This window comes from Sphingopyxis sp. EU05-FHT14B03, assembly GCF_058790875.1.
Window position 1 is genome coordinate 177,331 of record NZ_JBYTDC010000003.1, and the last position, 26,463, is coordinate 203,793.

Genomic DNA, 26,463 nt, shown 5'->3' on the forward strand with positions numbered 1-26,463 from the left:
ATCCTAATCCTCCAGCGCGGCGCGTGCCGCTGCGATGGCCTGCCTTACCCGTTCGGGTGCCGTGCCGCCATAGCTGGTGCGGCTGGCGACCGATGCCTCGACGGTCAGCGCCGCCAGCGCCGCGGGCGTCACCGCGGCATGGATGGCGGCGGCGTCTTCGGCGGGCAGCGCCGACAGCTCAACGCCGAGTTCCTCGGATCGTTTCACGCAGGCGCCGACGATATGATGCGCCTCGCGGAACGGCACCCCCGCCTCGCGCACCAGCCAGTCGGCGAGGTCGGTCGCGGTCGAGAAGCCCGACGCCGCGAGCGCGCGCATGCGGTCGGTGCGGAAGGTCAGGGTCTCGACCATGCCGGTCATCGCCGCGAGCGACAGCGCGAGCGCGTCGAACGCGCCGAAGACGGTTTCCTTGTCGTCCTGCAGATCCTTCGAATAGGTGAGCGGCAGGCCCTTCACGATCACGGCGAGGCGCTGGAACGCCCCGAGCAGCAAGCCGGCCCGCCCGCGCACCAGTTCGGCGGCATCGGGGTTGCGCTTTTGCGGCATGATCGAGCTGCCGGTCGACCAGGCGTCGGGCAGGCTGATGAAGCCGAAGGGCTGGCTCGCCCAGATGACGATTTCCTCGGCGAGCCGCGACAGATGAATCGCGGCGATCGAGGCCGAGGCGCAAAACTCCAGTGCGAAGTCGCGGTCGGACACCGCGTCGATGCTGTTCGCCATCGGGCGGTCGAAACCGAGCGCAGCGGCGGTCGCAGCGCGATCGAGCGGGAAGCTGGTGCCCGCAAGCGCGGCGGCGCCAAGCGGCGATTCGTTGAGCCGCTTCGCCGCATCGGCGAAGCGCGACCGGTCGCGACCGAACATCTCGACATAGGCGAGCAGATGATGGCCAAGCGTCACCGGCTGCGCGACCTGCAGGTGGGTGAAGCCCGGCATGATGCTGGCGGCATGTTCGTCGGCGCGTGCGAGGAGCGCGGTCTGGATCGCCTTCAACCCGTCGTCGATGCGCGCGCAGGCGGTGCGCGTCCAAAGACGGAAGTCGGTCGCGACCTGATCGTTGCGCGAACGCGCGGTATGGAGCCGCCCGGCGGCCTCGCCGACGATCTCCTTCAGCCGCGATTCGACAGTCATGTGAATATCTTCGAGCGCGAGGTCGACCGGCACGCCGTTCGCCGCGAACTCCTCCGCGATCTGCGCGAGGCCGGCGTCGATCTTCGCCGCATCGTCGGCCGCGATGATCCCGGCCGCGCCGATCATCGCCGCATGCGCGCGGCTGGCCGCGATATCTTCTTCCCACAGGCGCTTATCGACGGGGATCGACGCGTTTATCTCTTGCATGATCGCCGCTGGACCGGCACCGAAGCGGCCGCCCCACATGCTGTTGCTGTTCGGAGATTCCGCCATCCGCCGCGTCCCAAGCCTTGTCCCTGCAATCCTCGCCCTGTTGCTGGCCGGATCGATCGCGGGCTGCGATAGGGAAAAGGCTGCGGGGGAGCAAGCGGGAGCGGGCCAAGCAAATGTTTCGGGCGCGCAAGCGAAGGGTGCGGGCGTCGAACGCTTCGTCCACCAGGTGATGCGCGAGAACAAGGGCAAGGCCGCCCCCGCCGCGACCTTCGTCGGCCCCGACGATGCGCCGACGACGCTCGCGGCGTTCCGCGGCAAGCCGTTGCTCGTCAATCTGTGGGCGACCTGGTGCGCGCCGTGTGTCGCCGAAATGCCGACGCTCGACAAGCTCGCCGCCGCGCAGGCCGACACGCTGAGGGTGATCGCGGTCGCGCAGGATCTGCAGGGTGCCAAGGTGGTCGATCCGTGGTTCCAGACCGCGGGGCTGACGACGCTCCAACCCTATCTCGACCCCGAAAACGGCCTGCTCCTCGCCTATAACAGCGCGCTGCCGACGACGATCCTTTACGATGCCGAGGGGCGCGAGGTCTGGCGCATCATCGGCGCCATCGACTGGCAGGGTACCGAGGCGAAGGCGCTGCTTGCCGAGGCCGGGGTCTAGGCGACCGCCGAGTCCGCCAGATCGACCAGCGCCCTGCCCAGAGCGGTCAGGTCGGCCGATTTTCGGACCCCCGCGAAGCAGCTCGCCGACAGGCAATATTCGGCGTCGCGCTGCGGGATGACCGCCGCGAGCGTGCAGATGCCGATATGGGTATAGCCGTCGTCGACCGCGAAGCCGGCGCGCCCGGCGATCCGCACCTGTTCGGCATAGTCGGCGCAGGCGATCGCCTTTTCCCAGCGCACCGCAGCGAAGCGTCGCGCGACCTCTTCCTCGCCCGGCGCCTGCGCCGCCGCAATCGCGCGGCCGACCGCACCGCCGCCGAGCGGCTGGCGCTGACCCTGCGCGAGGTGGATGCGCAGCACCGCCCTGCTCTCGGCATGCGCGACGAGTTGCAGCCGATCGCGTGAGGCGACCTGCCACAGGCCGGTGGTCACTTCATGCGCCTGCGCGAAGCGCGCCATCAGCGGGCGCAGCCGGTCGATCATCCGCCGCGCGTCGCCGTCGCGGAGCAGTCCCGCACGCGCCCAGCCGTCGGACAGGCGATAACGCTTGCCCGGCTGGTCGCGCACCACAGCACCTTCGGCGACCAATGTTCCGAGCAGGTTGAAACAGGAGGAGGCGCCGAGTCCGAGCGAGCGACCGATGTCCGACAGCGTGAGCGGATCGCTGTCGGCGAGCAGCCGCAGCACCGCGAACGCCTGAGACACCGACCGAACTTCACCTGCCACACGCGCCTCTTTTCACAAATATGAAATCACTATTCTTTATATTGAATATTCTGGAAAGCTCAACTAGCCGATCCTCAGCCAATCAAGGGAGAGTCGCATGGGTATGCTGGACGGCAAGGTGGTCGCGGTGACGGGCGCGGGACGCGGCGTCGGGCGCGAAATCGCGCTGCTCTGCGCGAAGGAAGGCGCATCGGTCGTCGTCAACGACCTCGGCGGCAGCGCCGAGGGCGAAGGCGCCGACCTGAGCCCCGCGCAGGAAACCGTCAACGACATCAAGGCCGCGGGCGGCAAGGCGCTGGCGAACGGCGCCAGCGTCTCGGACCCCAAGGGCGCCGCGAGCATCATCGAGGATGCGGTGCAGGCGTTCGGGCGCATCGACGCGGTGGTCAACAATGCCGGCATCCTGCGCGACCGCATCTGGCACAAGATGAGCCATGAGGACTGGAATGCCGTCATCGACGTCCATCTCAACGGCTGTTTCAACGTGTCGAAGGCGGCGACGCCCTATTTTCGCGACCAGCAGTCGGGCAGTTTCATCCACTTCACCTCGACCAGCGGGCTGATCGGCAATTTCGGCCAGGCCAATTATTCGGCGGCGAAGCTGGGCATCGTCGGGCTGTCACAATCGATCGCGCTCGACATGGCGCGCGCCGGGGTGCGCTCGAACTGCATCGCGCCCTTCGCGTGGAGCCGGCTGATCGCGACGATCCCCGCGACCAACGAGGCCGAGGCACTGCGCATCGAGCGGATGAAGACGATGACCGCCGACAAGATCGCGCCGCTCGTCGCCTTCCTCGCCAGCGACGCGTCGCAGGAGGTGTCGAACCAGGTCTTCGGCGTGCGCAAGAACGAGATCTTCCTCTTTTCGAAGCCGCGCCCGATCCGCTCGATGCAGAAGAATGAGGGCTGGACGCCGCAGGCGATCGCCGACGAAATGCTGCCGGCGTTCCGCGGCAGCTTCGCCGATCCGGCCGAACGCTCGGGGGATGTGTTCGGCTACGACCCGATCTGATGGCGATCGACCCCGACAAGCTGCTGTCGATGCCGCCGATCGTCACGCGGCAGACGCTGACCAAGCGCGACACGATCCTCTACGCGCTCGGCGTCGGGGCGAGTGAACTCGACTTCCTGTTCGAGGAACGGCTGAAGGCGCTGCCGACGATGGCGGTGACGCTCGGCTATCCGGGCTTCATCTGGCGCGATCCGGCGCTCGGGGCGAACTGGCAAAAGGTGCTGCACGGCGAACAGTCGACGATCCTGCACGCGCCGCTGCCGGTCGAGGGCGAAATCACCGGATCGACGCGGATCGAGGCGCTGTTCGACAAGGGCGCCAACAAGGGCGCGCTGGCGCTGGTGGCGCGCGAGATCCACGACGGTGCGGGCACGCATCTCGCGACGTCGCGCGCGGTGACCTTCCTGCGCGGCGACGGCGGCTTCGGCGGATCGAGCGAGGGCGCGCCGGTGCCGCACCCGGTGCCCGACCGTGCGCCCGACAGCGTCGTGACGCTGACAACCGCGGCGAACCAAGCGCAAATCTATCGGCTGTCGGGCGACCTCAATCCGCTGCACATCGATAGCGACGTCGCGACGGGTGCGGGGTTCGACGGACCGATCCTGCATGGCCTTGCCACCTATGGCGTAATTGGCCGCGCGCTGCTCGCGGCGCGCTGCGGCAACGAACCCGCGCGCCTCAAGCGCCTCGACGGCCGCTTTTCGTCGCCGGTCTACCCCGGCGAAACGATCGAGACCTCGATCTGGGACGAGGAAGGTGGCAAGCTCGCCTTCCGCGCCCGCGTCGTCGAGCGCGACAAGATCATCTTCACCAACGGCTATGCGGAGACGGCATGAGCGAGTTCGGAATCCTGTCGTTCGGCGCCTATGTGCCGATCACCCGGCTGCAGCGCAGCGCGATCCACGCGACGAACGGCTGGTTCGCCGGCGGCCTGCGCGGGCTCGCCAAGGGTGAAAAGGCCGTCGCCAACTGGGACGAGGACAGCGTCACCATGGCGCTCGAAGCCGCACGCGATGCGCTGGACGGCATCGATCGGACCAAGGTCGAGCGCGTTGTCATCGCCTCGACCACCCTGCCCTTCGCCGACCGCCAGAATGCGGGGATCGTCAAGGAAGCGCTGAACCTGCCCGATGCGGTCGGCGCGCTGGACGTCGCGGGATCGCAGCGCGCGGCGACATCCGCGCTGCTCGCCGCGCTCGGCGGCAGCGAAACGACGCTGGTGACCGCCGCCGAAATCACCACCCCCAAACCCGCATCGGAGCGCGAGATGACCAGCGGCGACGCGGCGGCGGCGGTGCTCGTCGGCACCGGGGAACCGCTCGCCAAGCTGGTCGCCAGCCACAGCGTCACGGTCGATTTCGTCGATCATTTCCGCGAGGCGGGCGAAGCGCACGACTATGACTGGGAAGCGCGCTGGGTCCGCGACGAGGGATTCGCCAGGATCATGACCCCGGCGATCGCCGCTTTGCTGACCAAGGCGGGCGTGAAGGGCGACGCGATCGACCATTTCCTGGTGCCCGTCGCGGTCAAGGGCGTGCCCGAAATGCTCGCGAAAAAGGCCGGGGTTGCAGATAGCGCGGTCGCCGACGCCCTCACCGCGACGCTCGGCCATGCCGGCGCCGCGCATGCGCTGGTGATGCTAAGCGCGGCGCTCGAAACCGCCAAGGCCGGCGAGCGCATCCTGCTCGCGAGTTTCGGGCAGGGCTGCGACCTGCTGCTGTTCGAGGTCACCGACAAGATCGGTTCGATCAAACCGCGGCTCGGTGTCTCGGGCTGGCTCGCGCGGCGCAACGAGTCGACGAACTACGCCAAATATCTGTTCCATCGCGGACTGCTTCAGCTCGACCGCGGTGCGCGCGCCGAGCATGACAGCAAGACCGCGCTGACCGCCTTGTGGCGCAACCGCAAGGCGGTGCTTGGGCTTGTCGGCGGGCGCTGTACCAAGACCGGGACGGTGCAATTCCCGAAGAGCGAGGTCAGCGTCAACGCCAACGACCATGCGGTCGGCACGCAGGAGGATTATCCGCTGGCCGAAGTGCCCGCCAAGGTGATGACCTGGACCGCCGACGCGCTCACCTACTCGCCCGACCCGCCGAGCTATTATGGCAATATCGACTTTGTCGGCGGCGGGCGCATGATGACCGAGTTCACCGATTTTGCGGGCGGCGCACTCGACGTCGGCGCCGATTTGCGGATGATGTTCCGCATCAAGGCGTTTGACGAGAACCGCGGGTTCCGCCGCTATTTCTGGAAGGCCGCGCCGGCGTTTTGATCCTTCTCCCCTTGAGGGAGAAGGATAGGGAGCCTTATCGCGAAGCGATGAGGCGGACTTGGATGAGGGGTTGTGAGCGAAGCTCGCGCGGTCCTTTGGACCGCAACCCCTCACCCAGCTACGACTAGCGAGCAAGCTCGCAAGTCTTCGCAACCCTCTCCCTCAAGGGGAGAGGGGGTTAGTTGGAGGTTTATTTATGGCCAAGGGTATCCGCGACAAGGTCGCCATTTTGGGCATGGGCTGCGCCAAGTTCGGCGAACGCTGGGACAAGGACGAAGACCAGCTCATGCTCGAAGCCTATGAAGAGGCGATGGCCGACGCCGGGATCGAGGCGAGCCAGATCGACGCCGCCTGGCTCGGCGCCGCGTTCGACGCGCAGAATATCGGGCCGAGCGGCATCCCGCTCGCGGTCGCGCTGCGCCTGCCCGACATCGGCGTCACCAAGGTCGAAAATTATTGCGCCAGCGGCACCGAAAGCTTTCGCGGCGCGGTCTATGCCGTCGCCTCGGGCGCGTGCGATATCGCGCTTGCGATGGGCGCCGAAAAGCTCAAGGACACCGGCTATGGCGGGCTGCCCGTCCGCACCCGCGGCACGACGCACGACATGGTCGGCATCACCGGCTCGGCGCCGGGCAATTTCGCCCAGCTCGCCAGCGCCTATCGCGGTGTCCATGGCGTCGGCAAGGACGACCTTAAGCGCGCGATGGCGCATGTCTCGGTCAAGAGCCATGCCAATGGCGCAAAGAACCCCAAGGCGCATCTGCAGAAAGCGGTGACGATGGAGCAGGTGCTGAACGCGCCGATGATCGCCGAACCGCTCGGCCTGTTCGACTGCTGCGGGGTCAGCGACGGCGCCGCCTGCGCGATCGTCACCACCCCCGAAATCGCCCGCGCACTCGGCAAGACCGACATCGTGACGGTGAAGGCGCTGCAGCTCGCGACCTCGAACGGGTGGGAGATGCAGGCGCAGGGCTGGAACGGCAGCTATTTCCACACCACGCGCGTCGCCGCGACCAAGGCCTATGACGAGGCGGGGATCACCGATCCGCGGTCGCAGCTCAGCCTGATCGAGGTTCATGACTGTTTCTCGGTCACCGAACTGGTGACGATGGAGGATCTGCACATCTCGAAGGAAGGCCAGGGCTGGCGCGACGTGCTCGACGGCTTCTACGATAGCGACGGCGCGATCCCGTGCCAGATCGACGGCGGGCTCAAATGTTTCGGCCACCCGATCGGCGCCTCGGGGCTGCGGATGATTTACGAAAATTACCTGCAGATTTTGGGGCGCGCGGGCGAACGGCAGCGGCAGGATAGTCCGGTGTTTGCGCTCAGCCATAATCTGGGCGGCATGCCGAACCAGAATGTGTCGTCGATCGCGATCATCGGGCGAGCCGATGCCTGAGCTAATGCCGCTCCCCGGCGAAAGCCGGGACCCATGCGACACCGGGCGGCCGTGGCTCCATGACGCTCTGGGCCCCGGCTTTCGCCGGGGAGCGGTGATGCATGTATAACCTCCTTCCCAATCTCTCGGTCATAGAGGCGTCGTCTTTCGTCGCCTCGCCGACGGCGGGCCTTTATCTCGCACAGATGGGGGCGGAAGTGATCCGCGTCGACCAGATCGGCGGCGGCCCCGATTTCCGGCGCTGGCCGGTGACGGCGAACAACGATTCCCTCTATTGGGAAAATCTCAACCGCGCGAAGAAATCGGTCGCGCTTGATCTCGGCCGGCCCGAGGGCCGCGAATTGCTGCAGGCGCTGGTGCGCGCGACCGGCCAGTTCGTCACCAACTTCCCTGTCGGTGGCTTCCTGTCGCACGAGCTACTCGCCGAGGGGCGCCCCGACCTGATCACCGTGCGCGTGATGGGCTGGGCCGACGGCTCGCCGGCGCTCGACTATACGGTCAACAATGCGGTCGGCTATCCGATGCTCACGGGCAATGGCCCCGAACCGGTCAATCATGTCCTGCCCGCCTGGGATCTGCTCACCGGCGCCTATGCCGCCTTCGCGCTGATGGCGGCGATCCAGCGCCGCGCCGCGACCGGCGAAGGCGGCGAGGTGCGGCTGCCGCTGTCCGACATCGCGATCGGCACCGTCGCCAATCTGGGCGGCATCGCCGAGGTGATGTATGGCGGCGCGAACCGCCCGCGGCTCGGCAATGCCGTCTATGGCCTGTTCGGGCGCGACTTCGTGACGCGCGACGGGGAACGCACGATGATCGTGGTCGTCACGCCGCGCCAATGGGCCAACCTGATTGCCGCCTTGAACCTCGGCGAAGCGGTCGCCGCGATCGAAGCGGAACGCGGCGTGTCCTTCGCGAAGGATGACGGGCTCCGCTTCGATCACCGCGACGCGCTCTATCCCTTGTTCGAGGGCGCGATCGCCGCGCGCGACCATGCCGACCTCGCCGCCGCCTTCGATGCGGGCGGGATCGTCCATTCGCCCTATCGCACGATGCTCGACGCCGCGAACGATCCGGCGCTCGTCGCGGACAACCCAATCTTCGGTGCGGCGGCCAACCCCAGCGGCTTTGCCTATCCCGCCGCGGGCGCCTTTGCGACTATTCCGCAGGCCGAACGCGTACCGCCCGCTGCGGCCCCGCGCAACGGCCAGCATAGCGAAGAAATCCTCGCAGAGCGCCTGTCGCTGCCGTCGGGCGAGATCGCGCGGCTGATCGACGCCGGTATCGTAGGTGTGATTTAGCATGCATCCCCACTCTTTCGTCACCCCGGGCTTGACCCGGGGTCCCGCTTTTTGGTGAGGATGATTGTCCATCGGGCAGCGGGCCCCCGGATCAAGTCCGGGGTGACGATGAAATTACCGCCCGACAGACTTTGACCGCCGTCCAATTCGGAGACTGACATGACCCTTCGCCGCGCCGCCATCGTCGCCCCCATCCGTACCCCCGTCGGCAAATTCGGCGGCGCGCTGTCGAGCCTGACCGCGGGCGACCTCGGCGCCGTGATCCTGAAAGCGCTGATGGAGAAGACGAAGATCGACCCGGCACGAGTCGACGATGTCGTCTTTTCGCAAGGCTATGGCAATGGCGAGGCGCCGTGCATCGGCCATTGGTCGTGGCTGGCCGCGGGCTTGCCCATCGAGGTGCCCGGATATCAGCTCGACCGCCGCTGCGGGTCGGGGCTGCAAGCGATCGTCAACGCCGCGATGATGGTCCAGACCGGCATGTCCGACGTCGTCGTCGCGGGCGGTGTCGAAAGCATGTCGAACGTCGAGCATTACAGCACCAATATCCGCAAGGGCGTGCGCGCGGGCAATCTGACGCTCCACGACCGGCTGACGCGCGGCCGGGTGATGTCGCAGCCGGTCGAGCGCTTCGGCGTCATCAGCGGCATGATCGAGACCGCCGAGAACCTCGCCAAGGATTATGGCATCAGCCGCGAGGCATGCGACGCCTATGCGGTGCGCAGCCACCAGAACGCGGCGGCGGCATGGAAAAAGGGCCTGTTCGACGACGAACTCGTGCCCGTCTCGGTGCCGCAGAATAAGGGCGATCCGGTCGTCTTCGACCATGACGAAGGCTATCGCGCCGATGCGACGCTCGAAAGTCTGGGCAAGCTCCGCCCGCTCGAAGGCGGCGTCGTCACCGCGGGCAATGCGAGCCAGCAGAATGACGCCGCGGCCGCGTGTCTGGTAGTCGCCGAGGACAAGCTCGACGAACTCGGCCTCGAACCCATCGCCTTCTATCACAGCTCGGCGGCAGCGGGCTGCGACCCCAGCCGCATGGGCATCGGCCCGGTTCCCGCGGTCGAACGGCTGTTCGCGCGCAATGGTCTCGGCTGGGGGGACATCGACCTGGTCGAGCTTAACGAAGCCTTTGCGCCGCAGGTGCTGGCGTGCCTCAAGGGTTGGGGCTGGAGCGACGACGACAGCCGGATGGCGATGCTCAACGTCAACGGATCGGGCATCTCGCTCGGCCATCCTATAGGCGCGACCGGCGGGCGCATTCTCGCCAACCTGACCCGCGAACTGCATCGGCGCGGCGGACGCTACGGTCTGGAGACGATGTGCATCGGCGGCGGCCAAGGCATCGCCGCGATTTTCGAGGCAGCATGATGCAGGATTATTCGGACATCCGCGAAGAGGTCGCCAAGCTCTGCGCGCAGTTTCCCGGCCCCTATTGGCAGGCGAAAGACAAGGTCCGCGAATATCCGTCGGAATTCGTCGCGGCCTTGGGCGAGGCGGGCTATCTCGCCGCCTTGATCCCCGAGGAATATGGCGGCGCGGGCTTGCCGCTGTCGGCCGCCGCCGCGATCCTTGAGGAGATCCAGCGCCAGGGATGCAACGGCGGTGCGGTGCACGCGCAAATGTATGTGATGGGCACCGTGCTGCGCCACGGGTCGGAGGAGCAGAAGGCGCGTTACCTTCCGCGCGTCGCGACGGGCGAATTGCGGCTGCAGGCGTTCGGGGTCACCGAACCGACGAGCGGCACCGACACGCTGAGCCTCAAGACCGTCGCGAAGAAGGACGGCGACGACTATATCGTCAACGGCCAGAAGCTGTGGACCAGCCGCGCCGAGCATAGCGACCTGATGATCCTGCTCGCGCGCACCACCCCGCGCGAAGAGGCGGCAAGCCGCACCGAGGGCCTGTCGGTCTTTCTCGTCGATATGAAGGAAGCGCTCGCCGCGGGCACGCTGTCGATCCGTCCGATCGACACGATGATGAACCATGCGACGACCGAAATCTTCTTCGACAATATGCGCATCCCCGCCGCGAACCTGATCGGCGAAGAGGGCAAGGGGTTCCGCTACATCCTGTCGGGCATGAACGCCGAAAGGCTGCTGATCGCCGCCGAATGCATCGGCGATGCCAAGTGGTTCATCGACAAGGCGAGTTCATACGCGAAGGAGCGCGTCCTCTTCGGCCGCCCGATCGGCCAGAACCAGGGCGTGCAATTCCCGATCGCGCGCGCCTATGCCCAGATGCGCGCCGCCGAACTGCTCGTCCATGACGGCATCGCCAAATATGAAGCGGGCGACAATGCGGGGGCGGAAGCGAATATGGCGAAAATGCTGGCCGCCGAGGCAAGCTGGGCGGCGGGCGAGGCGTGCATCCAGACGCATGGCGGTTTCGGCTTCGCGGCCGAATATGACATCGAACGCAAGTTCCGCGAAACGCGGCTGTATCAGGTCGCGCCGATCAGCACGAACATGATCCTGTCGTACGTGGCGGAACATGTGCTGGGCATGCCGCGGAGTTATTGAGGGCGGCCGCCTTGGGGCAGGGAGCTGCCCTGAAGATCCTCCCTGTGGCGAAGCCATGGGGAGGGGGACCGCCGCGAAGCGGTGGTGGAGGGGTCGCGGCGCAGCACTTACCATTGACGTCGCCAACCCCTCCGTCAGCCCTGCGGGCTGCCACCTCCCCATCGCTGCGCGTGGGGAGGATCGGAACGTCCGCTAACGCCCGAAAGCATAATACCCGCGCACAAGAGAAAGGGCGGGCGCCCCATGTGACACCCGCCCTTCCCTTGCGACCCAAGAGCGAACCCTCGGGGAAGTCTTGCGAAAGTTTATCCGCCGACCGTCACGCGGCCGCTGCGATAGCCCTTCTTGCGCATTTCCTTGACATAATCCTTGTCGGCATCGACGACTTCAGTTTCCCATTCGTCCCACGCGTCCCAGCGGTCCTCGCGGTCGGTCGAATGGCGCAGGTCGCTGACCAGCTCCTTTTCGGCCTCGAGGATGTCGGCTTTGTAATTATACCAATATTGATTGACGACGCCCGCGATCGGCGCGGTGCGGATGTGCGGCGTCTCGAACCCCGGCGGCTTTGCGCTATAGGGCACGGCGGCGAGGGTGGTGGCCGGGAGAGCCACAAGAATGGCGAGGGTGGTCCACTTTTTCATCGTCCATCTCCTGATTGACACGCCCCGTTGCCGGGGGTCGGAACAGGAACGAGCCAGACCGCGATTTTCTTCGCAGCTTGACGGGGATTCGGAACGGCTCGCGGTGGAATCGCCTCAACCGGGATGCGCTTCGTCGCCGACCGACGAGCGCAGCAGCCCGCGAAACACCTCCTGCGCGTCGCGTTTGCCCTGCGTCACGTCATAGACATCCTGCGCGATCGGCATCGCGAGCCCGTGTTTTTCGGCGAGCGCGATCACCGTCGGCGCACTCTTCACCCCTTCGGCGACCATGTTCATGCCCGCGATGATGTCGTCGATCTTGCGCCCCTTACCGAGTTCGACCCCGACATGGCGGTTGCGGCTCAAGGGACTGGTGCAGGTCGCGATCAGGTCGCCCATGCCGGTGAGTCCCGCGAAGGTCTCCGCCCGCCCGCCCATCGCGACGCCCAACCGGGTGATTTCGGCGAGCCCGCGCGTCATCAACGCCGAGCGGGTGTTGTCGCCTGCCCCCAGCCCGTCGCCCATGCCGACCGCGATCGCGATGATATTCTTGAGCACCCCGCCGAGTTCGCAGCCGAGCAGATCGGTGTTGGTGTAGACGCGGAACAGCCCCGAGTGGAACACCGGCTGCAGCGCGCGGACGACGATCTCGTCCTCCATCGACAGCACGCTCGCCGCCGCCTGCCCGCTCATGATCTCGCGCGCGAGGTTCGGGCCGGTGAGCACGCCGACGGGATGGCCGGGGAGGATTTCCTCGATCAGCTGGCTCATGCGCTTGCCCGACGACAGTTCGAGGCCCTTGGTCAGGCTGATCACCGGAACCCAGGGGCGGAGATGCGCTCTGGCTTCTTCGAGCACGCCGCGGAAGCTGTGCGAGGGGACGCCCATGATGAGGACGTCGGCACCCGCGACGACCTCGGCCATGTCGTTCGTCGCGCGGAGCGCCGACGGCAGGGTGATGCCGGGGAGATATTTGCGGTTCTCGCGCGCGCTGTTGATGCTCTCGACCGTCTCGGCATCGCGCGCCCATAAAGTGATCGGCGCATTGCGCGACACCACCGACGCCACCGTCGTGCCCCAGCTCCCCCCGCCGAGCAGCCCCACCTTCAACCGCATGAACCTCTCCCTGTTTTTCGGGAGAGTGGCGGCTCAATCAGTGCTTGGCAAGTTTACGATCCTCCCTGTGGCGCAGCCATGGGGAGGTGGCAGCGCGAAGCGCTGACGGAGGGGCTATGGCGCGACGTCGCGGCCCCTCCACCACCGCCTGCGGCGGCGGTCCCCCTCCCCATCGCTACGCGACAGGGAGGATTTAGTGCCGGCCCAGAAAGCCCTTCATCACCGCGGCAGTCGCCTTGGGGTCCTCGATCATCGGGACGTGGCCGACATGCTCGAAGATATGACTCTCGCTCCCCGCGATCCCGGCTTCGAGCACCGGCACGCAGCTGACATCGAGCAGCCGGTCATGGCGGCCCCAGATGATCTGCGTCGGCACCTTGACCTCACCGAGCCGGTCGTTGAGCGGATGGTCGCGGCCCTCGGTCGCGATGACCCAGAAGATGGCGTCGAGCTGGTCGCGATATTTGAGCGCGTCCGCATAAAAGACGGGCTTGAGCCGCGGCGGTAGATAGGGCGGTTTGTGAACCACCATCGCGACCAGCCGGTCGGCATCTTCCAGATTGGCGATGATGAGCGGGTTGTAATCCTCGTTCGCCGCCTGTTTCTGCAGGTCGCTTTCGTTCGCGCCGTTGACCCCGGCGTTATCAAGCAGGGTCAGTGTCGCGAGCGCGTCCGGATAATCGATCGCATAGCGTAGCGCGATCCAGCCGCCCATGCTGTTGCCTGCGACATGCGGACGGTCGAGGCCGAGCGCATCGGCGAATTGCTTGAGCCGCGCGGTCTGCGCCGCGATGTCATAGGCGAGCTGCGGGTTACGCTCGTTCTGACCAAAGCCCGGCAGATCGGGCGCGACGATATGGTAGTCGCGCGTCAGGTAAGGCGCGATCATCGACCAGTTGTCCTTGTCGCCCGCAAAGCCGTGGACGAGCAGCAGCAAGGGTTTGGCGGGGTCGCCGCCCTCGAGGTAGGGCCAGTCGCGGCCGTCGACCGCGACGCTCTTCTGTACCGTGCCGCCGCGCTTGCGCAGCGCCCAGCGAGCGAAGGCGACAAGGCGACCGGGGAAGAGGAAATAGAGCAACGCCAGCGCGATCAGCGGCGCGAAGATCAGGATGAGGAGGATACGCATGACTTTAAGACTGTCCTCTCAATCCGTTCGTGTCGAGCGTAGTCGAGACACTTATAGGGAGCGCGTGCCTTCGCGTGTCTCGACTACGCTCGACACAAACGCGATTTGCGGTGAGCTCAACGCGGCGGAACATGCGCGTCGAACCAGCCCACCAGATCGTCCAGCACCGCACCCTGTTCCGGCTCGTTGTAGATTTCGTGGAACAGGCCGGGATAGATTTTGAGAATCTTGTCCGCCGATCCGACATGGTCGAACAGATATTGCGACCCCGCGACCGACGCCAGGCTGTCCTTCTCGCCATGCTGGAGCAGGATCGGCAGCGTGATTTTCGGCGCGCCGGCCTGCGCCGCAGCCATCGCGTCCATGAACTCCTTGCCGAGCCGCGCGCCGATCTTGCCGGTATAGACCAGCGGGTCGGCGAGATAGGCCGCGACCACCGCGGGATCGCGGCTGACGCCATTGGCATCCAAAGCCAGCACCCCGAGCCGTGGAAAAAAGCGCGACAGGAACCGGCTGATCCAGACGGTGAAGCGCGACGGCGGCGCGCCGGGGACGATCGCGGGTCCCGACAAAGCGGCGGCGACGAACGCCGACTGCCGCTCGATCAGGAACAGCGTCGAGATCAGCCCGCCCATGCTGTGCCCGAGCAGCAGCCGCGGCGTATCGCCGTGGTTGACCTCGACGAGGGTCAGCAGTTCGGCCATGCCATCGGTGAACGCGGTAAAGCGCGGCACGAAGCCCGGCGTCCCGTCGGACCGACCATGGCCCCAATGGTCGACCGCGTAGACGGCATATCCCGCATCGGTGAGTCGCTTCGCGACATGCTCATAGCGCCCGGCATGTTCGGCGTAGCCATGCGCGAGCAGCACGACCGCCTTGGGCAATCCGGCGGGCAGCCAGTGGGTAACGTAGAGCGCGGCCCCCGCGCCCGCCGACCCTTGAGGCAGAACGAGCGCGCCCGAGGCCATCGTCAGCGCACCGCCTTTTTCAGCGCCGTGCTGCGGTGGCCGGGACCATCGTCGCCCGCCTTGTCGAGCTTCGCCAAAATCCCTTCGAGCGCGCGGCTGATCGCGGTCTGGGTGCGCACCATTTCGACCTTGGGCCAGGCGGTGCGCTGGCCGGTGTCGATCAGTTCGTCGATATCGTCCTGCGCCAGGTCGCTCAAAATCTTGGTCGGCGACCAGAATTTGGGCGGGCGGATGATGTTGATGTCACCGGTATATTCCTGATTGATCACCGAGCGCGCCATGTTCGCGATGCTGTTGAGCGGCGGGATCATCTCGAGCGGTTTCTGGAAGATCACCATATTGGCGTTGAGCCACGCCTTGAAGGTCGCCATCGACGCATGCTGGATGGCCTCGATCGGCGCCATCTGCTTGCGGGTGTCGCTGGCGAAGGGCAGCGCGATCGGGTTCGCCTGGCTGACGATATGATGATTGACGCCATACAGGCGTTCGAGCCTTTTGGTCGGGATGTCGTGCGTCACCGACCCGTCGACCCAGCGCCGGTCGGGCTGGTACGGCACGCGCGCGCCCTTGTCGTCGCGCGCCATCAGCATCACCGGCGGGAAGACGCCGGGCACCGCGCAGGACGCGAGTACGGCTTCGCGGATCAGGACGTTCGGTGCGGTGATCGCATTGAGCAGCCGCCCGTTCTGATGCTTCTCGGCGGGCGCGACCGAGACGTTGAGGTGGCGGCCGCTGACCTCATAGGCCTCCTGAAAGGTCAGGTCGGGGATCAGGTCGGCGAGCCGGGCGCGGACCTCGTCGGGCGCCAGGCGCCGCGTGTCGGGGCCGCGCGCCGGGTTGGCGAGGCGGTCGCTTTCGAGGAAGGCGCCGATATCGGCATCCTTGCGGGTGCAGACGACCGCCGCGACGATCGACCCGCCGCTGGCGCCGGACATTATCGCGGGCAGCACGCCCTCTTCCCAAAGCGCTTTCACGACGCCGATATGGAAAAAAAGAAAGCTTCCCGAGCCCGAGAGCAACAGTGCCGAGCGGCCGTAGCAATGCTGGGCGCGGCGGAAAAAGTCGCGTTTTTCTTCGCGTCCGATGCTGCGCGACGCCGCGATCCTGTCGAGCGCCGCTACAACCTCTGCGACATACTCCTCGATCAGCCGCTTCGTACCAAACCGCGCCTTCGAATAGAGGCGCTCGTGCCCCATGCCGTCGATATTGCCGTGGATGCCCTCGTTGAGAACGAAGAGCAGCCCCTTGACGTCACCCGCCGCCGACAGGCTGCGCAGCCGTTCGAGCCGCGCGCGGATCGCCTTATAATCGAAATGCTTGCTTTCGTCGGCATCGCGCCAGACCTGCATCCCCGATTTCTTGTCATGCTCGCGCGCCGCCTTGGTCCAGGCGATATAATCGGACGCGGTCACGAGATCGCGGTCGGCGCTGAGCGTCGGGGTGAAAAGCATTCAGTGATCCTGCGAGACATGGTTTATTTTTTCGGAGTCTTGCGGGTTGCGTTGCCTTTGGCAACCGGTTTCCGTGCGGGCTTGGCGGTGGGTTTCGTCCCGCTTTTGGCTGCGGGCTTCACTGCGGCCTTGGGTTTGGCCGCCACTTTCGGCTTTGCCGTAGCGGCTTTGGGTGTTGGTGCGGGCTTTTCGGGCTTGGGTTCCGCCGCCATCAGGTCGGCGAAACTTTCGTCGATGCACGCACGGAAAAAGGCGATGTCGGGCATGATCGCGCGCTCGCCGATGATCGAAAAGGCAATGCGGCCGTTATAGCTCGGCGTCGCGATGAACAGCCCCATATTGTTCGCGAGCGGCGCCATGCCATGCTGCTGCACCAGTTGCGCACCCGCGAGATAGAGCGGCACCTGCGCGCCAGGCACGTTCGAGATGAAGAGGTTGGTGCCGCGCACCGCGAAGCGTTCGCTGGTCAGGATGCGCGCGACTGCGGCCATCGTCGCGCCCGGAATATGCTGCGACAGGTCGGTCATGATCCGCGCGCTGACCCCCGCCTTCGCCTCCTTGGCCTCGACCGTATAGTCGCGCACTGCGGCGAGCCGCTCCAGCGGATCGGCGATATCGGTGCGGATCGGCACGCTCATCGCCGATACCTGGTTGCCCGGGGTCGACGCCTTACCGGCGCCCTTGTCCTTGCCGCGCAGATTGATCGGCGCGACGGCGACGAGGCTCTCCTTCGGCAGTTCCTTGTGCTTCGCGAGATATTTGCGCAGCGCCCCGCCGACGGTGGTGAGCACGACGTCATTGACCGTCGCGCCCGGCACCTTCTTGCGGATCGCCGCGACATCGGCGAGCGCGACGGTGGTCGCGTCGAACATCTTGTGCGGGCCGACGGGCGCATTGAAGCGCGTTTCGGGGACCCCGGCGGTCATCCCGCCCTCGGCCATCGACTTGCGCGCCGAGGCAACGATCGCGGGCGAAACCTTGAGCAGCGCGTTCACGAACTTCACCGGCGACTGCATCGATGCCGACCAGGCGCGGGTCAGCGTCTCGGCGCTCGACGGTGCGCGGCCAAGATCCTCCGACGGCGGCGGCGCGGGAATCGCTGGCGTACCCTGTGCGTCGATGTCGCTCATCGCGATGAAGGCGTGCGCGCCCGAGGCGCCGTCGACCGCAGCATGGTGGACGCGGTGGAGCATCGCGAAGCTGCCCTTCGGAATCCCCGGAATCCGGTCGAGCCCCTCGATGATATAAATGTCCCACAGCGGGCGGTTCATATCCATCGGCTTCGAGAAATAGCGCGCGACCGCGATGCAGAACTGCCGCCAGTCGCCGGGCTCGGGCAGGCGCGCATGACTCATATGCGCCTCGATGTCGAAATGCTCGTCCTCGACCCAATAGGGATGGTCCATGTCGAAGGGCAGCCGGTGCAGCCGCCGCTTGAACAGGGGCGAGGTGTGGACGCGGCTTTCGACGTGGCGGATGATGTCCTTGAAGCGCACGAAGCCGCCCGGCGCGGTCGAGGGATCGTAGATATAGACGCCCATGATGTGGGTCAGATTGTTCGCGGTCTGGGTGTAGAGGAACTGGGCGTCCTGCGCGCTGAGCTGTTTAAGCATCCTGTCCTCCTGTGGTCGGCAATCGGTCGGCGAGCGCCAGAGTTGCGAGGCGCATCGATTCCATGACGTTGGCGAGCCCGCGCAGTTCCATCAGCAGCGCGCGACGCGCGGCGAGAATGTCGGGGGTCGCGGGTTCGGCGAGCCCCATATGGCGCATCAGCGACAAGCCGTTGGCAAAGAGCAATTTGCCGATCGCCGCCTCGCTGCTGATTCGGCGGAGCAGCCAGGCCTGCTTGCCCTCGACCAGCGCGGCCGCCTCGATGGCCTTGTCATCGACCGCCTCGCCCGGCCGCGCGCGCGACAAGATGTCGGCAACCACCGAATAGGCCTCGGCAAAGGAAAGCAGCACCGCATGGCCGACGAGCGGCTGGCAGCGGCGGATGAGCTGCGCCACGCCGCGGTCGCCGCTCGCGAGCCGCTTCGCCCAAGTCGGGTCGATGCGTGCCAGTTCGGCCGCGATCGCGGCATGATGTTCGTCGCGCGGCGGATAGAAGAATTCGAATTTGAACAGGTCGCGCAGGCGATCGACATGCGCCCAGAAAGCGGCGGTCGCATCGCCGCTGTCGGCATCGCGGAGCTGGAACAGCGCGATCTCGATCATCGCACGGTCGAGGAAATGATGGACGATGATATTGCGGTAATAGCTCGCCATCGGATGTTTGGCGGGGTCGATCGAATAGACATTTTCGCTGCCCGCTTCGTATCGCGTCAGCAGCCCGCTCTCGACCAGCGTGTCGACGGTGCTCGACAGCGCCCGGTCGTCGGCGCTTTCGAGTTCCTTGCTCAGCCGCACCCCGCGCACCTGTGCCCATGTCTTCACCGCGCCGATCGTCGCGAGCAGTTCGGCGGCGGTGACGCCGCGCGGTGCGGTGCCGAGCAGGATCAGGCACATCACCGACGACACCGTCAGCGGGGTGACGCGATTGGCCTCGACCGCGACCGAGAAAGCGATTTTTTCGAGCGCGCGCTTGTCCTCGGGACCCGGGGCATCCTCGATCACGATCGGCTTACCGATGTCGAGCCGGATGCGTCCCGACGGTTTCTTGAGGTTGCGCATATAGCCGACGAACCAGCCGAGGCTTTCGGCCTTCTTCACCCGCCCCGTCTGCTCGGCGGCATATTCCTCGACGTCGAGGATCAGGTCGAAGCTGGTGACGAAGGGCACGAAATGCACCCCCTTGGTCCCCGTCGCATGCGCGGCGTCGAGGACATATTTCATCAGGCCGTACTTCGGCGGCATCAGCTTGCCGAGGCGCGACCGCGTCCCCTCGAACGCCCAGCTGAGCGGGAAGCGCTTGGCAAGCAACCAGGCAATGTAATGGCGCAGCACCAGCTTGTAGACCGGCTGGTCCTGGAAGCTGCGGCGCACGAAGATCATGCCCGAGCGGCGGTAGAACTCGCCCATCACCGCGATGTCGAGGTTCGCACCGCCGAACAGGTGCAGCATCGGCAGGTCATTCTCATAGGCGAGCCGGCTGGGGGTCGCGCCGTCGATATAGGTCTTGTGGGTGAACAGGATCGCGGTGGGATGCTCGCGCAGGATCGAGCGCAGCTTGGCGAGTTCGGCGGCGTCGACCTCCATCTCGGGCGCGTAGCCGCCGAACATCATGCGGTCGACGCGCGCGCGCAGGTCGAGGAACAGCGCCGAAGGCCGCGCGATGACCTCCTTCATCAGCGGCCGCGCCTCGCGGTAGAGGTCGCCGACGGGGCGCCCAAGCGTCACGGCCAGCTCGGCAAGCGCGCCGCGAAACTTGGGATTGGTGCGTAAGGAGTCGGCGACGAAGCGCGGCACCTTGTAGCGCGTGCCGCGTACCCCGCGTTCGGCGACGTCGAGCGCGAGCGCGGCCTGCCGCGCGACAAAGCCCGCGAATTCGGGGCTGTCGGTCCCCTCGCCATCGCCGCCGCCGGTCTGCGCGCAATAGCGGGTCCGCAGCGTGTCGAGCGACGCCGCCTCGCCGACCAGGATCTGCGCGCGGCGCCGGTCGCGGAGCAGGATCAGGCGCGAGCGCAGCGGCCCGGGATGGCGCGGATCGCCGAAGATCAGGTGGCGGAATTTGAGCGCACGGTCGCGATCGAAGCCCGGGATGCGCCAGGCGACGCGCAGCGGCACGACCTGGCGCGAAGGCGCGCCGCCGAGGCGGGCGCGGAGCATGTCGAGCGGCAGTGCATGATCGTCATCCTCGATGTCGAGGCTGGTCCAGGCGGGCTCGCTGTCCCCCGCGGTCGCGTGGATCCAGTCGAGCAGCAACCGGCGCTCGACGCCATTGCGCGCGTCGATGATATAGAGCCGGTCGGCCGCCTCTTCCGCCACGATCGGAATGCGGGGCGTGCCGTCGGCCACCGCTTAGCCGGTCTTTCCCTTGCGGGCCGCCGGCTTTTTCGCGGGCGGCTTTTTCTTGGCTGCGGGTTTCGCCGCGGGCTTCTTCGGCGCCTTTTCCTCGTTCGGCGCTGGCTTCGGTTCGGTCGCCACCGATTCCGCCACCGTCTCTTCGGGCTGGCCGAGCGTGCGCAGGAACATGTTCCGCACATCGCGAACATGACCATTTATCGTCCGCGGCGTCCATTCCGACGTGTCGACCGGCGGCAGCACGGTGACCCGTACCGTCGCGGGGCGCATCACGAACTCATTCTTCGGCGCGACGTCGGTCGCATTGTGGATCACGATCGGGACGATCGGCACCCCCGCCTGCATCGCCAAATGGAAAGCGCCCTTCTTGAACGGCTCGAGCTTCGGCGTCAGGCTGCGCGTGCCCTCGGGCGAGATGCAGATCGACTTGCCCTCGACCCGGATCGCGTCGACCAGCGGCTCCATCGCCTTGATCGCGCTCTTGCCGTCGGCGCGATCGACGAAGACGGTGCCGCCCCATTCCATCAGCTTGCCGAGGATGGGGATGTCCTTGATCTCCTTCTTGCCCACCCCGCCCATGTCGCGGCGGATGAGCTTGGCGAGGATCATCACGTCCGCCTTGCTCTGGTGGTTGAAAATGAAGACGCAAGGGCGCGACGACCAGAGATTTTTCTCGTCCTCGACCTCGAGCTCGACGCCGGTGATCGCGGTCGCGAAGTCGCCGAACAGCCCGATCGAGAAATTCGCCGCCTCGCGCTGCGAGCGGGTCAGCGCCCAGATCGGCAGGCCCGCGGCAAAGGCGCCGACGAGCGAGCCGGTGGCATAAATGGTGCGGGTATAGTCGACCCACGACGGGGTACCGCGGCTGCCGAAGCGCTGCACCGGCCAGCCGTTTTCCTCGGCGATGGCTTTCAGCTTGAGGTTCGGGTTGAGCGGGCGCGGTTTGCCGACGCGTTCGAGCAGTTCGATATCGTCGTCGCTGTCCGAATAGAAAAAGCTCTGATCGAGATCGAGGCCGAACTCGGTGGCCAGTTCCTCAGCGGCGAGCACCTTGCCCTCGCCGAAGCACAAAGGCCGGATGATGTCGCCGGTGAACACCCCATCCTCGATCTCATAGGCCGAGCATTTGATATGTTCGATGCCAAGGTCGCGCGCGGTCGGTTCGATCTGGTAGATCGTCGCTGACGAAATGATCGCGACGCGGTGGCCCTTGGCCTGATGCGCCTCGATGATCGCGCGCGCTTCGGGATAGATTTTGCGCGCGATATGCTTCTTGTAGAGTTCCTCGCCGAACTCGATGAAGCTTTCTTCTTCGACACCCTTCATGAACTTTGCAGCGCCCGACATCAGCCCCGAAAAGCCGATCGTGCCGAGGCTGTGCTGCGCGATAATCTGTGCGGTTTCGGCGATTTCCTCGACCGACATTTCGCGGCGCTGGAATTTCTCGCGCAGCATCGCGGTCGCCGAGTAGCCCGAGATGATCGTGCCGTCGAAATCGAACAGCGCAGCGATATGCGGCCCGGGCTCGGACGCGAGAACTTCTTCCAGATGCGGCTGCGGTCTCGGCACGCCTGTCTCCCCACGAACGGCTATATTGCCGCTTATCCCTGCACGATGACAGGTAAAATGGGGTTAATCAATGGCGCGAAAGCGCCGACGCCTCCCGTGCCAGCCCCTCGATCCGCGCCGGGTCGAGCGGCCCCGACGGAACCACCCAGCTGCCGCCGACGCACAGCACGGCGTCGAGGGCGAGCCAGTCGAGCGCCGTCGCGGGGGTGATGCCGCCGGTCGGGCAGAAACGCGCCTGGCCGAAGGGGCCCGCGAGCGCTTTCAAGGCCGGGATGCCCCCGCTGGTCGCAGCGGGAAAGAATTTGAAGCGGTCGAGGCCGAGGTCCATCCCGCGCATGATATCGCCGGCGTTCGCGGTGCCGGGCAGGAAAGGAATGCCGCTCGCCACCGCCGCCTTGCCGAGATTGTCGGTGAGCCCTGGCGACACAATGAATTCGGCGCCGGCATGGATCGCACTGGCGAGCATCGCGGGGTCGAGCACGGTGCCCGCGCCGACGATCGCGCCCTTCACCGCCTTCATCGCGGTCAGCGCATCGAGCGCGGCGGGGGTGCGCAGCGTAACCTCGAGCACCGGCAGGCCGCCCGCGACGAGCGCCTCCGCCATCGGCACCGCGTCTTCGACCCGGTCGATGACGATCACCGGGATGACGGGCGCGAGGCGCATGATCTGGTCGATGCTTTGGTCGGTCATGTCTTTTTCCTTCGTCGCCCCCGCGAAGGCGGGGGCCGTTGGCAAGGTGGCGCGAGGCCGATGGCGGCCCCCGCCTTCGCGGGGGCGACGGATTAGGTCACGGTCTCCATCGCCGCCAAGACCGCCGACCCGCCCTTTTCGGCTTCGTCGGCATGGATGCGGAACAGCGCAAACAATTCGCGGCCGACGCCCAGCGCGGGCGGCGGGGCGACGGCGGGCGTGCGGGCGGCCCATAGGGTTTCGTCGACGAGCGCCACGACTTCGCCGGTCACCGCGCAGACACGGACGATGTCGCCGTCCTGCAAATAGGCGAGCGGGCCGCTGACACCGTCGGTCCCGGGCAGCGCTTCGGGCGAAAGATGGATCACTGCAGGCACCTTGCCGCTGGCACCGGACATGCGGCCGTCGGTGAGCAGCGCGACGCGGAAACCGCGATCCTGCAACACGCCCAATGCCGGGGTCAGCTTGTGCAGTTCGGGCATGCCGTTGGCGCGCGGTCCTTGAAAGCGCACGACGACGATCACATCGCGTTCGAGTTCGCCCGCCTTGAACGCCGCGAGCACCGCGTCCTGGGTGTCGAAGATCCGGCACGGCGCCTCGATCGTCCAGCGGTCCTCGGCGACCGCGCTGGTCTTGATGATCGCACGGCCGAGATTGCCTGCGAGCAGGCGCATCCCGCCGTCGGGCGAGAAAGGCGTCGCGACGGGGCGGAGGATGGCGTCGTCGCGGCTTTTCGCGGGCACCGCCTGCCAGTGAAGTTCGTCCTCGACCAGCATGGGCTCGGCCGAATAGTCGGCCATCGTCCCACCGACGGTCAACACGTCGTCATGCAGCAGACCCGCATCGAGCAGTTCGCGCACCACAAAGCCGATGCCGCCCGCCGCATGGAAATTGTTCACGTCGCCCGCGCCGTTCGGATAGACGCGCGCCAGCAGCGGCACCGCGTGGCTGAGTTCGTCAAAATCCCGCCAGTCGATGATAATCCCCGCCGCGCGCGCGATCGCGGGCAGATGGATCGCATGGTTGGTCGATCCGCCTGTGGCGAGCAGGCCGATCACCGCGTTGACGATCGCTTTCTCATCGACGCAGCGCGACAGCGGGCGATAATCCTCACCGCCCCAGCCGATCTGCGCGATGCGATGCGTCGCCGCGCGAGTCAGTTCCTGCCGCAGCTTGGTACCGGGATTGGTGAAGGCGCTGCCGGGAATATGCAGTCCCATCAGCTCCATCATCATCTGATTGCTGTTCGCGGTGCCGTAGAAAGTGCAGGTACCCGCGCCATGATAGCTCGCCGCCTCGGCTTCGAGCAGTTCGTCGCGAGTGGCTTTCCCTTCAGCATAAAGCTGGCGGACGCGCTGCTTTTCCTTGTTCGCGAGGCCCGAGGGCATCGGCCCGGCGGGGATCAAAATCTGCGGCAGATGCCCGAAACGCAGCGCGCCGATGAGCAGCCCCGGAACGATCTTGTCGCAGATGCCGAGTAGCAGCGCGCTCTCGAACATCGCATGGCTGAGCGCGATCACGGTGCCCTGCGCGATATTGTCGCGGCTGAACAAGGACAGGTCCATGCCCGCCTGCCCCTGCGTCACGCCGTCGCACATCGCGGGAACGCCGCCCGCGACCTGCGCCGTCGCGCCCACTTCGCGTGCGAACAATTTGATCTGCTCGGGATAGCGGCCATAGGGCTGATGCGCCGAGAGCATGTCGTTGTAGCTGGTGACGATGCCGATGTTCATTTCGGCGCCGGACCGGATCGCGGGCTTGTCCTCGCCCGAGGCCGCAAAGCCGTGCGCGAGGTTGCCGCACGACAGATTGCCGCGGTTCGTTCCCGCCTCGCGCTGGCGGTCCATCAGGTCGAGATAGGCCGCGCGGCGCGTGGCGCTGCGTTCGATGATGCGGTCGGTGACCGCGGCGATGGCGGGGTGGAGGCTGGTCATGGGTATTTCCTGATCCCCTCTCCCCTTGAGGGAGAGGGTTGCGAAGACTTGGCGGCGTAGCCGCTTAGTCGAAGCTGGGTGAGGGGTTGCGGTCGCCCTGCGGCCGCGCGAGCCAGGGGCTCGCAACCCCTCATCCAACTGCGCCTAGCGCCTGCGGCGCAAGGCTCCGTATCCTTCTCCCTCAAGGGGAGACGGGAAGAAGCCCGATCAATCATGCCAGCTCGCCCCATCGCGTTCGATCAACGCGATCGCCGCGCTCGGTCCCCAGCTGCCCGCGGTGTAATTTTGCGGCGCCAGGTCGACCGCCGCCCAGGCGTCGCGGATCGAATCGATCCACTGCCATTGCGCCTCGACCTCGTCGCGGCGCACGAACAGGGTCTGGTCGCCCTCGATGAAGTCGAGCAGCAGCCGCTCATAGGCAATGCGCCGCCGCTCGCCGGCAAAGCTGTGCGAGAGCGAGACGTCCATCGTCACCTCTTTCAGCTTCACGCCGTCGCGATCCAGCCCCGGCTGCTTGGCCATCACCTTGACCCGGATATTCTCTTCGGGCTGGAGATTGATGATCATGCTGTTGGCGTCGAGCTTCGGCGCGCCGACGCGTGCGAAGATATTATGCGGTACGGGTTTGAACTGGATCAGCACCTCCGACTTGCGCTCGGGCATTCGCTTGCCGGTGCGGAGGTAAAAGGGCACCCCCTTCCAGCGCCAATTGTCGATGAACGCCTTGATCGCGACGAAAGTCTCGGTGTTCGACGACTGGCCCAGCTCGTCGGCATATCCGGTCACCGCCGCGCCTCCGACGGCGCCGCTGACGTACTGGCCCTTGACGCTGTGCGTCTTCGCATCCTCGGGCTTCATCTTGCGCAAACTGCGGAGCAATTTGACCTTTTCATCGCGCACGGCGGTCGAGGTGACGCTGGCCGGCGGCTCCATCGCGATGATCGCGAGCAGTTGCAGCATATGGTTCTGAACCATATCCTTGAGCGCGCCCACCCCATCATAATAGGAGACGCGCCCCTCGAGTCCGACCGTCTCGGCGACGGTGATCTGGACATGGTCGATCGCCTGCGCGTTCCACAGCGGTTCGAACAACATGTTGGCAAAGCGCAGCGCGAGGAGGTTCTGGACGGTTTCCTTGCCGAGATAATGGTCGATGCGGAACACATGGTCTTCGGCAAAGGCGTCGCCGACCTCGGCATTCACCGCATGCGACGAGGCGAGGTCGTGGCCGATCGGTTTTTCCATCGCGATGCGGCATTCGGTGCAGGCGATGCCCGCGCTTTTCAGTCCCTGCGCGATCGGCCCGAACATCGATGGCGGGGTCGAGAGATAGGCCCCGATGGGGCGGCCGAGCCGGTCGCCGAGCAGCGCCGCGAGCGCGTCATAGCCGGTGCCCGCCCCCGCATCGACCGGGCAATAATCGATCCGGTCGAGAAAGGCCGCAATCGCCGCATTGTCGAGCCGGTCTTCGGGCAAGTGCTCGCCGAGCGCTGTGCGGACCATTTGATGGCACGCCGCGCGGTCCATTTGCGAGCGGCCCGATGCGACGATCGTCAGCCCATCGGCGAGCAGCCCGTCGAGGTGGAGATTATAGAGCGAGGGAAAGAGCATGCGCTGAGCAAGGTCGCCCGTTGCCCCGAACAGGATCAATGTCTCGACTTTGACGCTCACAATCGTCCCCTTGAATATCCGTCGGCAGAAATGGCGGAGGGACCGCGTGAATGCAACGCGCATACGTAGGCCGGATACGAAGGTGCTGGCGACGTCGCCC

At 66.2% G+C, this 26,463-nt stretch carries 21 protein-coding genes; 8 read left to right on the forward strand and 13 right to left on the reverse strand.

From position 1 onward, the window contains the following. Positions 1-3: 3 nt before the first annotated feature. Positions 4-1,374: an argininosuccinate lyase gene (argH, locus tag AC3WS4_RS17380; RefSeq protein ID WP_492738055.1), complete on the reverse strand. Its 1,371-nt coding sequence runs from the start codon at positions 1,372-1,374 to the stop codon at positions 4-6. On the opposite strand from argH, the gene AC3WS4_RS17385 reads away from it, so the two are divergent. Further along, positions 1,373-2,002 (forward strand): TlpA family protein disulfide reductase, encoded by a 630-nt coding sequence (locus AC3WS4_RS17385; protein ID WP_492736925.1) that lies wholly within the window; start codon positions 1,373-1,375, stop codon positions 2,000-2,002. The two genes, argH and AC3WS4_RS17385, sit on opposite strands and share 2 nt — an antisense overlap. Here the strand turns inward: AC3WS4_RS17385 and AC3WS4_RS17390 are convergent. Next, the gene (locus AC3WS4_RS17390) at positions 1,999-2,709 is read right to left on the reverse strand and encodes an IclR family transcriptional regulator (RefSeq protein WP_492742906.1); all 711 of its coding nucleotides are present in this window, start codon (positions 2,707-2,709) and stop codon (positions 1,999-2,001) included. The genes AC3WS4_RS17385 and AC3WS4_RS17390 overlap by 4 nt on opposite strands. 118 nt (positions 2,710-2,827) lie before the next feature. On the opposite strand from AC3WS4_RS17390, the gene AC3WS4_RS17395 reads away from it, so the two are divergent. The 7 genes from AC3WS4_RS17395 (at position 2,828) to AC3WS4_RS17425 (ending at position 11,236) form a co-directional block, all read left to right on the forward strand. Beyond that, on the forward strand, positions 2,828-3,742 hold the full coding sequence (locus AC3WS4_RS17395) for an SDR family NAD(P)-dependent oxidoreductase (RefSeq protein ID WP_410468107.1): 915 nt from the start codon (positions 2,828-2,830) through the stop codon (positions 3,740-3,742). Beyond that, positions 3,742-4,578: a MaoC family dehydratase gene (locus AC3WS4_RS17400; protein ID WP_492736928.1), complete on the forward strand. Its 837-nt coding sequence runs from the start codon at positions 3,742-3,744 to the stop codon at positions 4,576-4,578. The genes AC3WS4_RS17395 and AC3WS4_RS17400 overlap by 1 nt, the downstream gene beginning before the upstream one ends. Beyond that, positions 4,575-6,014 carry a 3-oxoacyl-[acyl-carrier-protein] synthase III C-terminal domain-containing protein gene (locus AC3WS4_RS17405; protein ID WP_492736930.1) on the forward strand — a complete coding sequence of 480 codons (1,440 nt, stop codon included), beginning with the start codon at positions 4,575-4,577 and terminating at the stop codon, positions 6,012-6,014. The genes AC3WS4_RS17400 and AC3WS4_RS17405 overlap by 4 nt, the downstream gene beginning before the upstream one ends. 196 nt (positions 6,015-6,210) lie before the next feature. Beyond that, positions 6,211-7,416: an acetyl-CoA acetyltransferase gene (locus AC3WS4_RS17410; protein ID WP_187140633.1), complete on the forward strand. Its 1,206-nt coding sequence runs from the start codon at positions 6,211-6,213 to the stop codon at positions 7,414-7,416. Between the two features lie 101 nt (positions 7,417-7,517). Further along, positions 7,518-8,714, forward strand: a complete 1,197-nt coding sequence (locus tag AC3WS4_RS17415; RefSeq protein ID WP_492736932.1) for a CoA transferase — start codon at positions 7,518-7,520, stop codon at positions 8,712-8,714. A 159-nt stretch (positions 8,715-8,873) separates the two neighbouring features. Next, positions 8,874-10,085 (forward strand): acetyl-CoA C-acetyltransferase, encoded by a 1,212-nt coding sequence (locus tag AC3WS4_RS17420; RefSeq protein WP_492736934.1) that lies wholly within the window; start codon positions 8,874-8,876, stop codon positions 10,083-10,085. After that, a complete protein-coding gene (locus AC3WS4_RS17425; protein ID WP_492738057.1) occupies positions 10,085-11,236 on the forward strand; it encodes an acyl-CoA dehydrogenase family protein in 1,152 nt (383 codons plus the stop codon). The genes AC3WS4_RS17420 and AC3WS4_RS17425 overlap by 1 nt, the downstream gene beginning before the upstream one ends. 305 nt (positions 11,237-11,541) lie before the next feature. Here AC3WS4_RS17425 and AC3WS4_RS17430 read toward each other — a convergent pair whose 3' ends face one another. From AC3WS4_RS17430 to zwf, 11 genes are all read right to left on the reverse strand, one after another. After that, positions 11,542-11,877, reverse strand: coding sequence for a hypothetical protein (locus AC3WS4_RS17430; RefSeq protein ID WP_492736936.1), 336 nt, complete (start codon positions 11,875-11,877; stop codon positions 11,542-11,544). Positions 11,878-11,991: 114 nt separating this feature from the next. Beyond that, a complete protein-coding gene (locus tag AC3WS4_RS17435; protein ID WP_492736938.1) occupies positions 11,992-12,993 on the reverse strand; it encodes an NAD(P)H-dependent glycerol-3-phosphate dehydrogenase in 1,002 nt (333 codons plus the stop codon). Between the two features lie 193 nt (positions 12,994-13,186). Continuing rightward, on the reverse strand, positions 13,187-14,119 hold the full coding sequence (locus AC3WS4_RS17440; RefSeq protein WP_492736940.1) for an alpha/beta fold hydrolase: 933 nt from the start codon (positions 14,117-14,119) through the stop codon (positions 13,187-13,189). A 116-nt stretch (positions 14,120-14,235) separates the two neighbouring features. Then, positions 14,236-15,087, reverse strand: a complete 852-nt coding sequence (locus AC3WS4_RS17445) for an alpha/beta hydrolase (RefSeq protein ID WP_492736942.1) — start codon at positions 15,085-15,087, stop codon at positions 14,236-14,238. A gap of 2 nt (positions 15,088-15,089) precedes the next feature. Further along, complete coding sequence (locus tag AC3WS4_RS17450) at positions 15,090-16,538, reverse strand: DUF3336 domain-containing protein (RefSeq protein WP_056346077.1); 1,449 nt, start codon at positions 16,536-16,538, stop codon at positions 15,090-15,092. Positions 16,539-16,561: 23 nt separating this feature from the next. Beyond that, on the reverse strand, positions 16,562-18,151 hold the full coding sequence (locus tag AC3WS4_RS17455; RefSeq protein ID WP_492736944.1) for a wax ester/triacylglycerol synthase family O-acyltransferase: 1,590 nt from the start codon (positions 18,149-18,151) through the stop codon (positions 16,562-16,564). Then, positions 18,144-20,492, reverse strand: a complete 2,349-nt coding sequence (locus tag AC3WS4_RS17460; RefSeq protein WP_492736945.1) for a glycerol-3-phosphate 1-O-acyltransferase — start codon at positions 20,490-20,492, stop codon at positions 18,144-18,146. The genes AC3WS4_RS17455 and AC3WS4_RS17460 overlap by 8 nt, the downstream gene beginning before the upstream one ends. Before the next feature lie 3 nt (positions 20,493-20,495). After that, positions 20,496-22,067 carry an HAD-IB family hydrolase gene (locus tag AC3WS4_RS17465; protein WP_492736947.1) on the reverse strand — a complete coding sequence of 524 codons (1,572 nt, stop codon included), beginning with the start codon at positions 22,065-22,067 and terminating at the stop codon, positions 20,496-20,498. Positions 22,068-22,134: 67 nt separating this feature from the next. Then, on the reverse strand, positions 22,135-22,758 hold the full coding sequence (locus AC3WS4_RS17470) for a bifunctional 4-hydroxy-2-oxoglutarate aldolase/2-dehydro-3-deoxy-phosphogluconate aldolase (protein ID WP_492736949.1): 624 nt from the start codon (positions 22,756-22,758) through the stop codon (positions 22,135-22,137). Between the two features lie 92 nt (positions 22,759-22,850). Continuing rightward, a complete protein-coding gene (gene edd, locus AC3WS4_RS17475; RefSeq protein WP_492736951.1) occupies positions 22,851-24,692 on the reverse strand; it encodes a phosphogluconate dehydratase in 1,842 nt (613 codons plus the stop codon). A gap of 207 nt (positions 24,693-24,899) precedes the next feature. Continuing rightward, complete coding sequence (zwf, locus tag AC3WS4_RS17480; RefSeq protein WP_492738059.1) at positions 24,900-26,303, reverse strand: glucose-6-phosphate dehydrogenase; 1,404 nt, start codon at positions 26,301-26,303, stop codon at positions 24,900-24,902. Between the last annotated feature and the right edge of the window lie 160 nt (positions 26,304-26,463).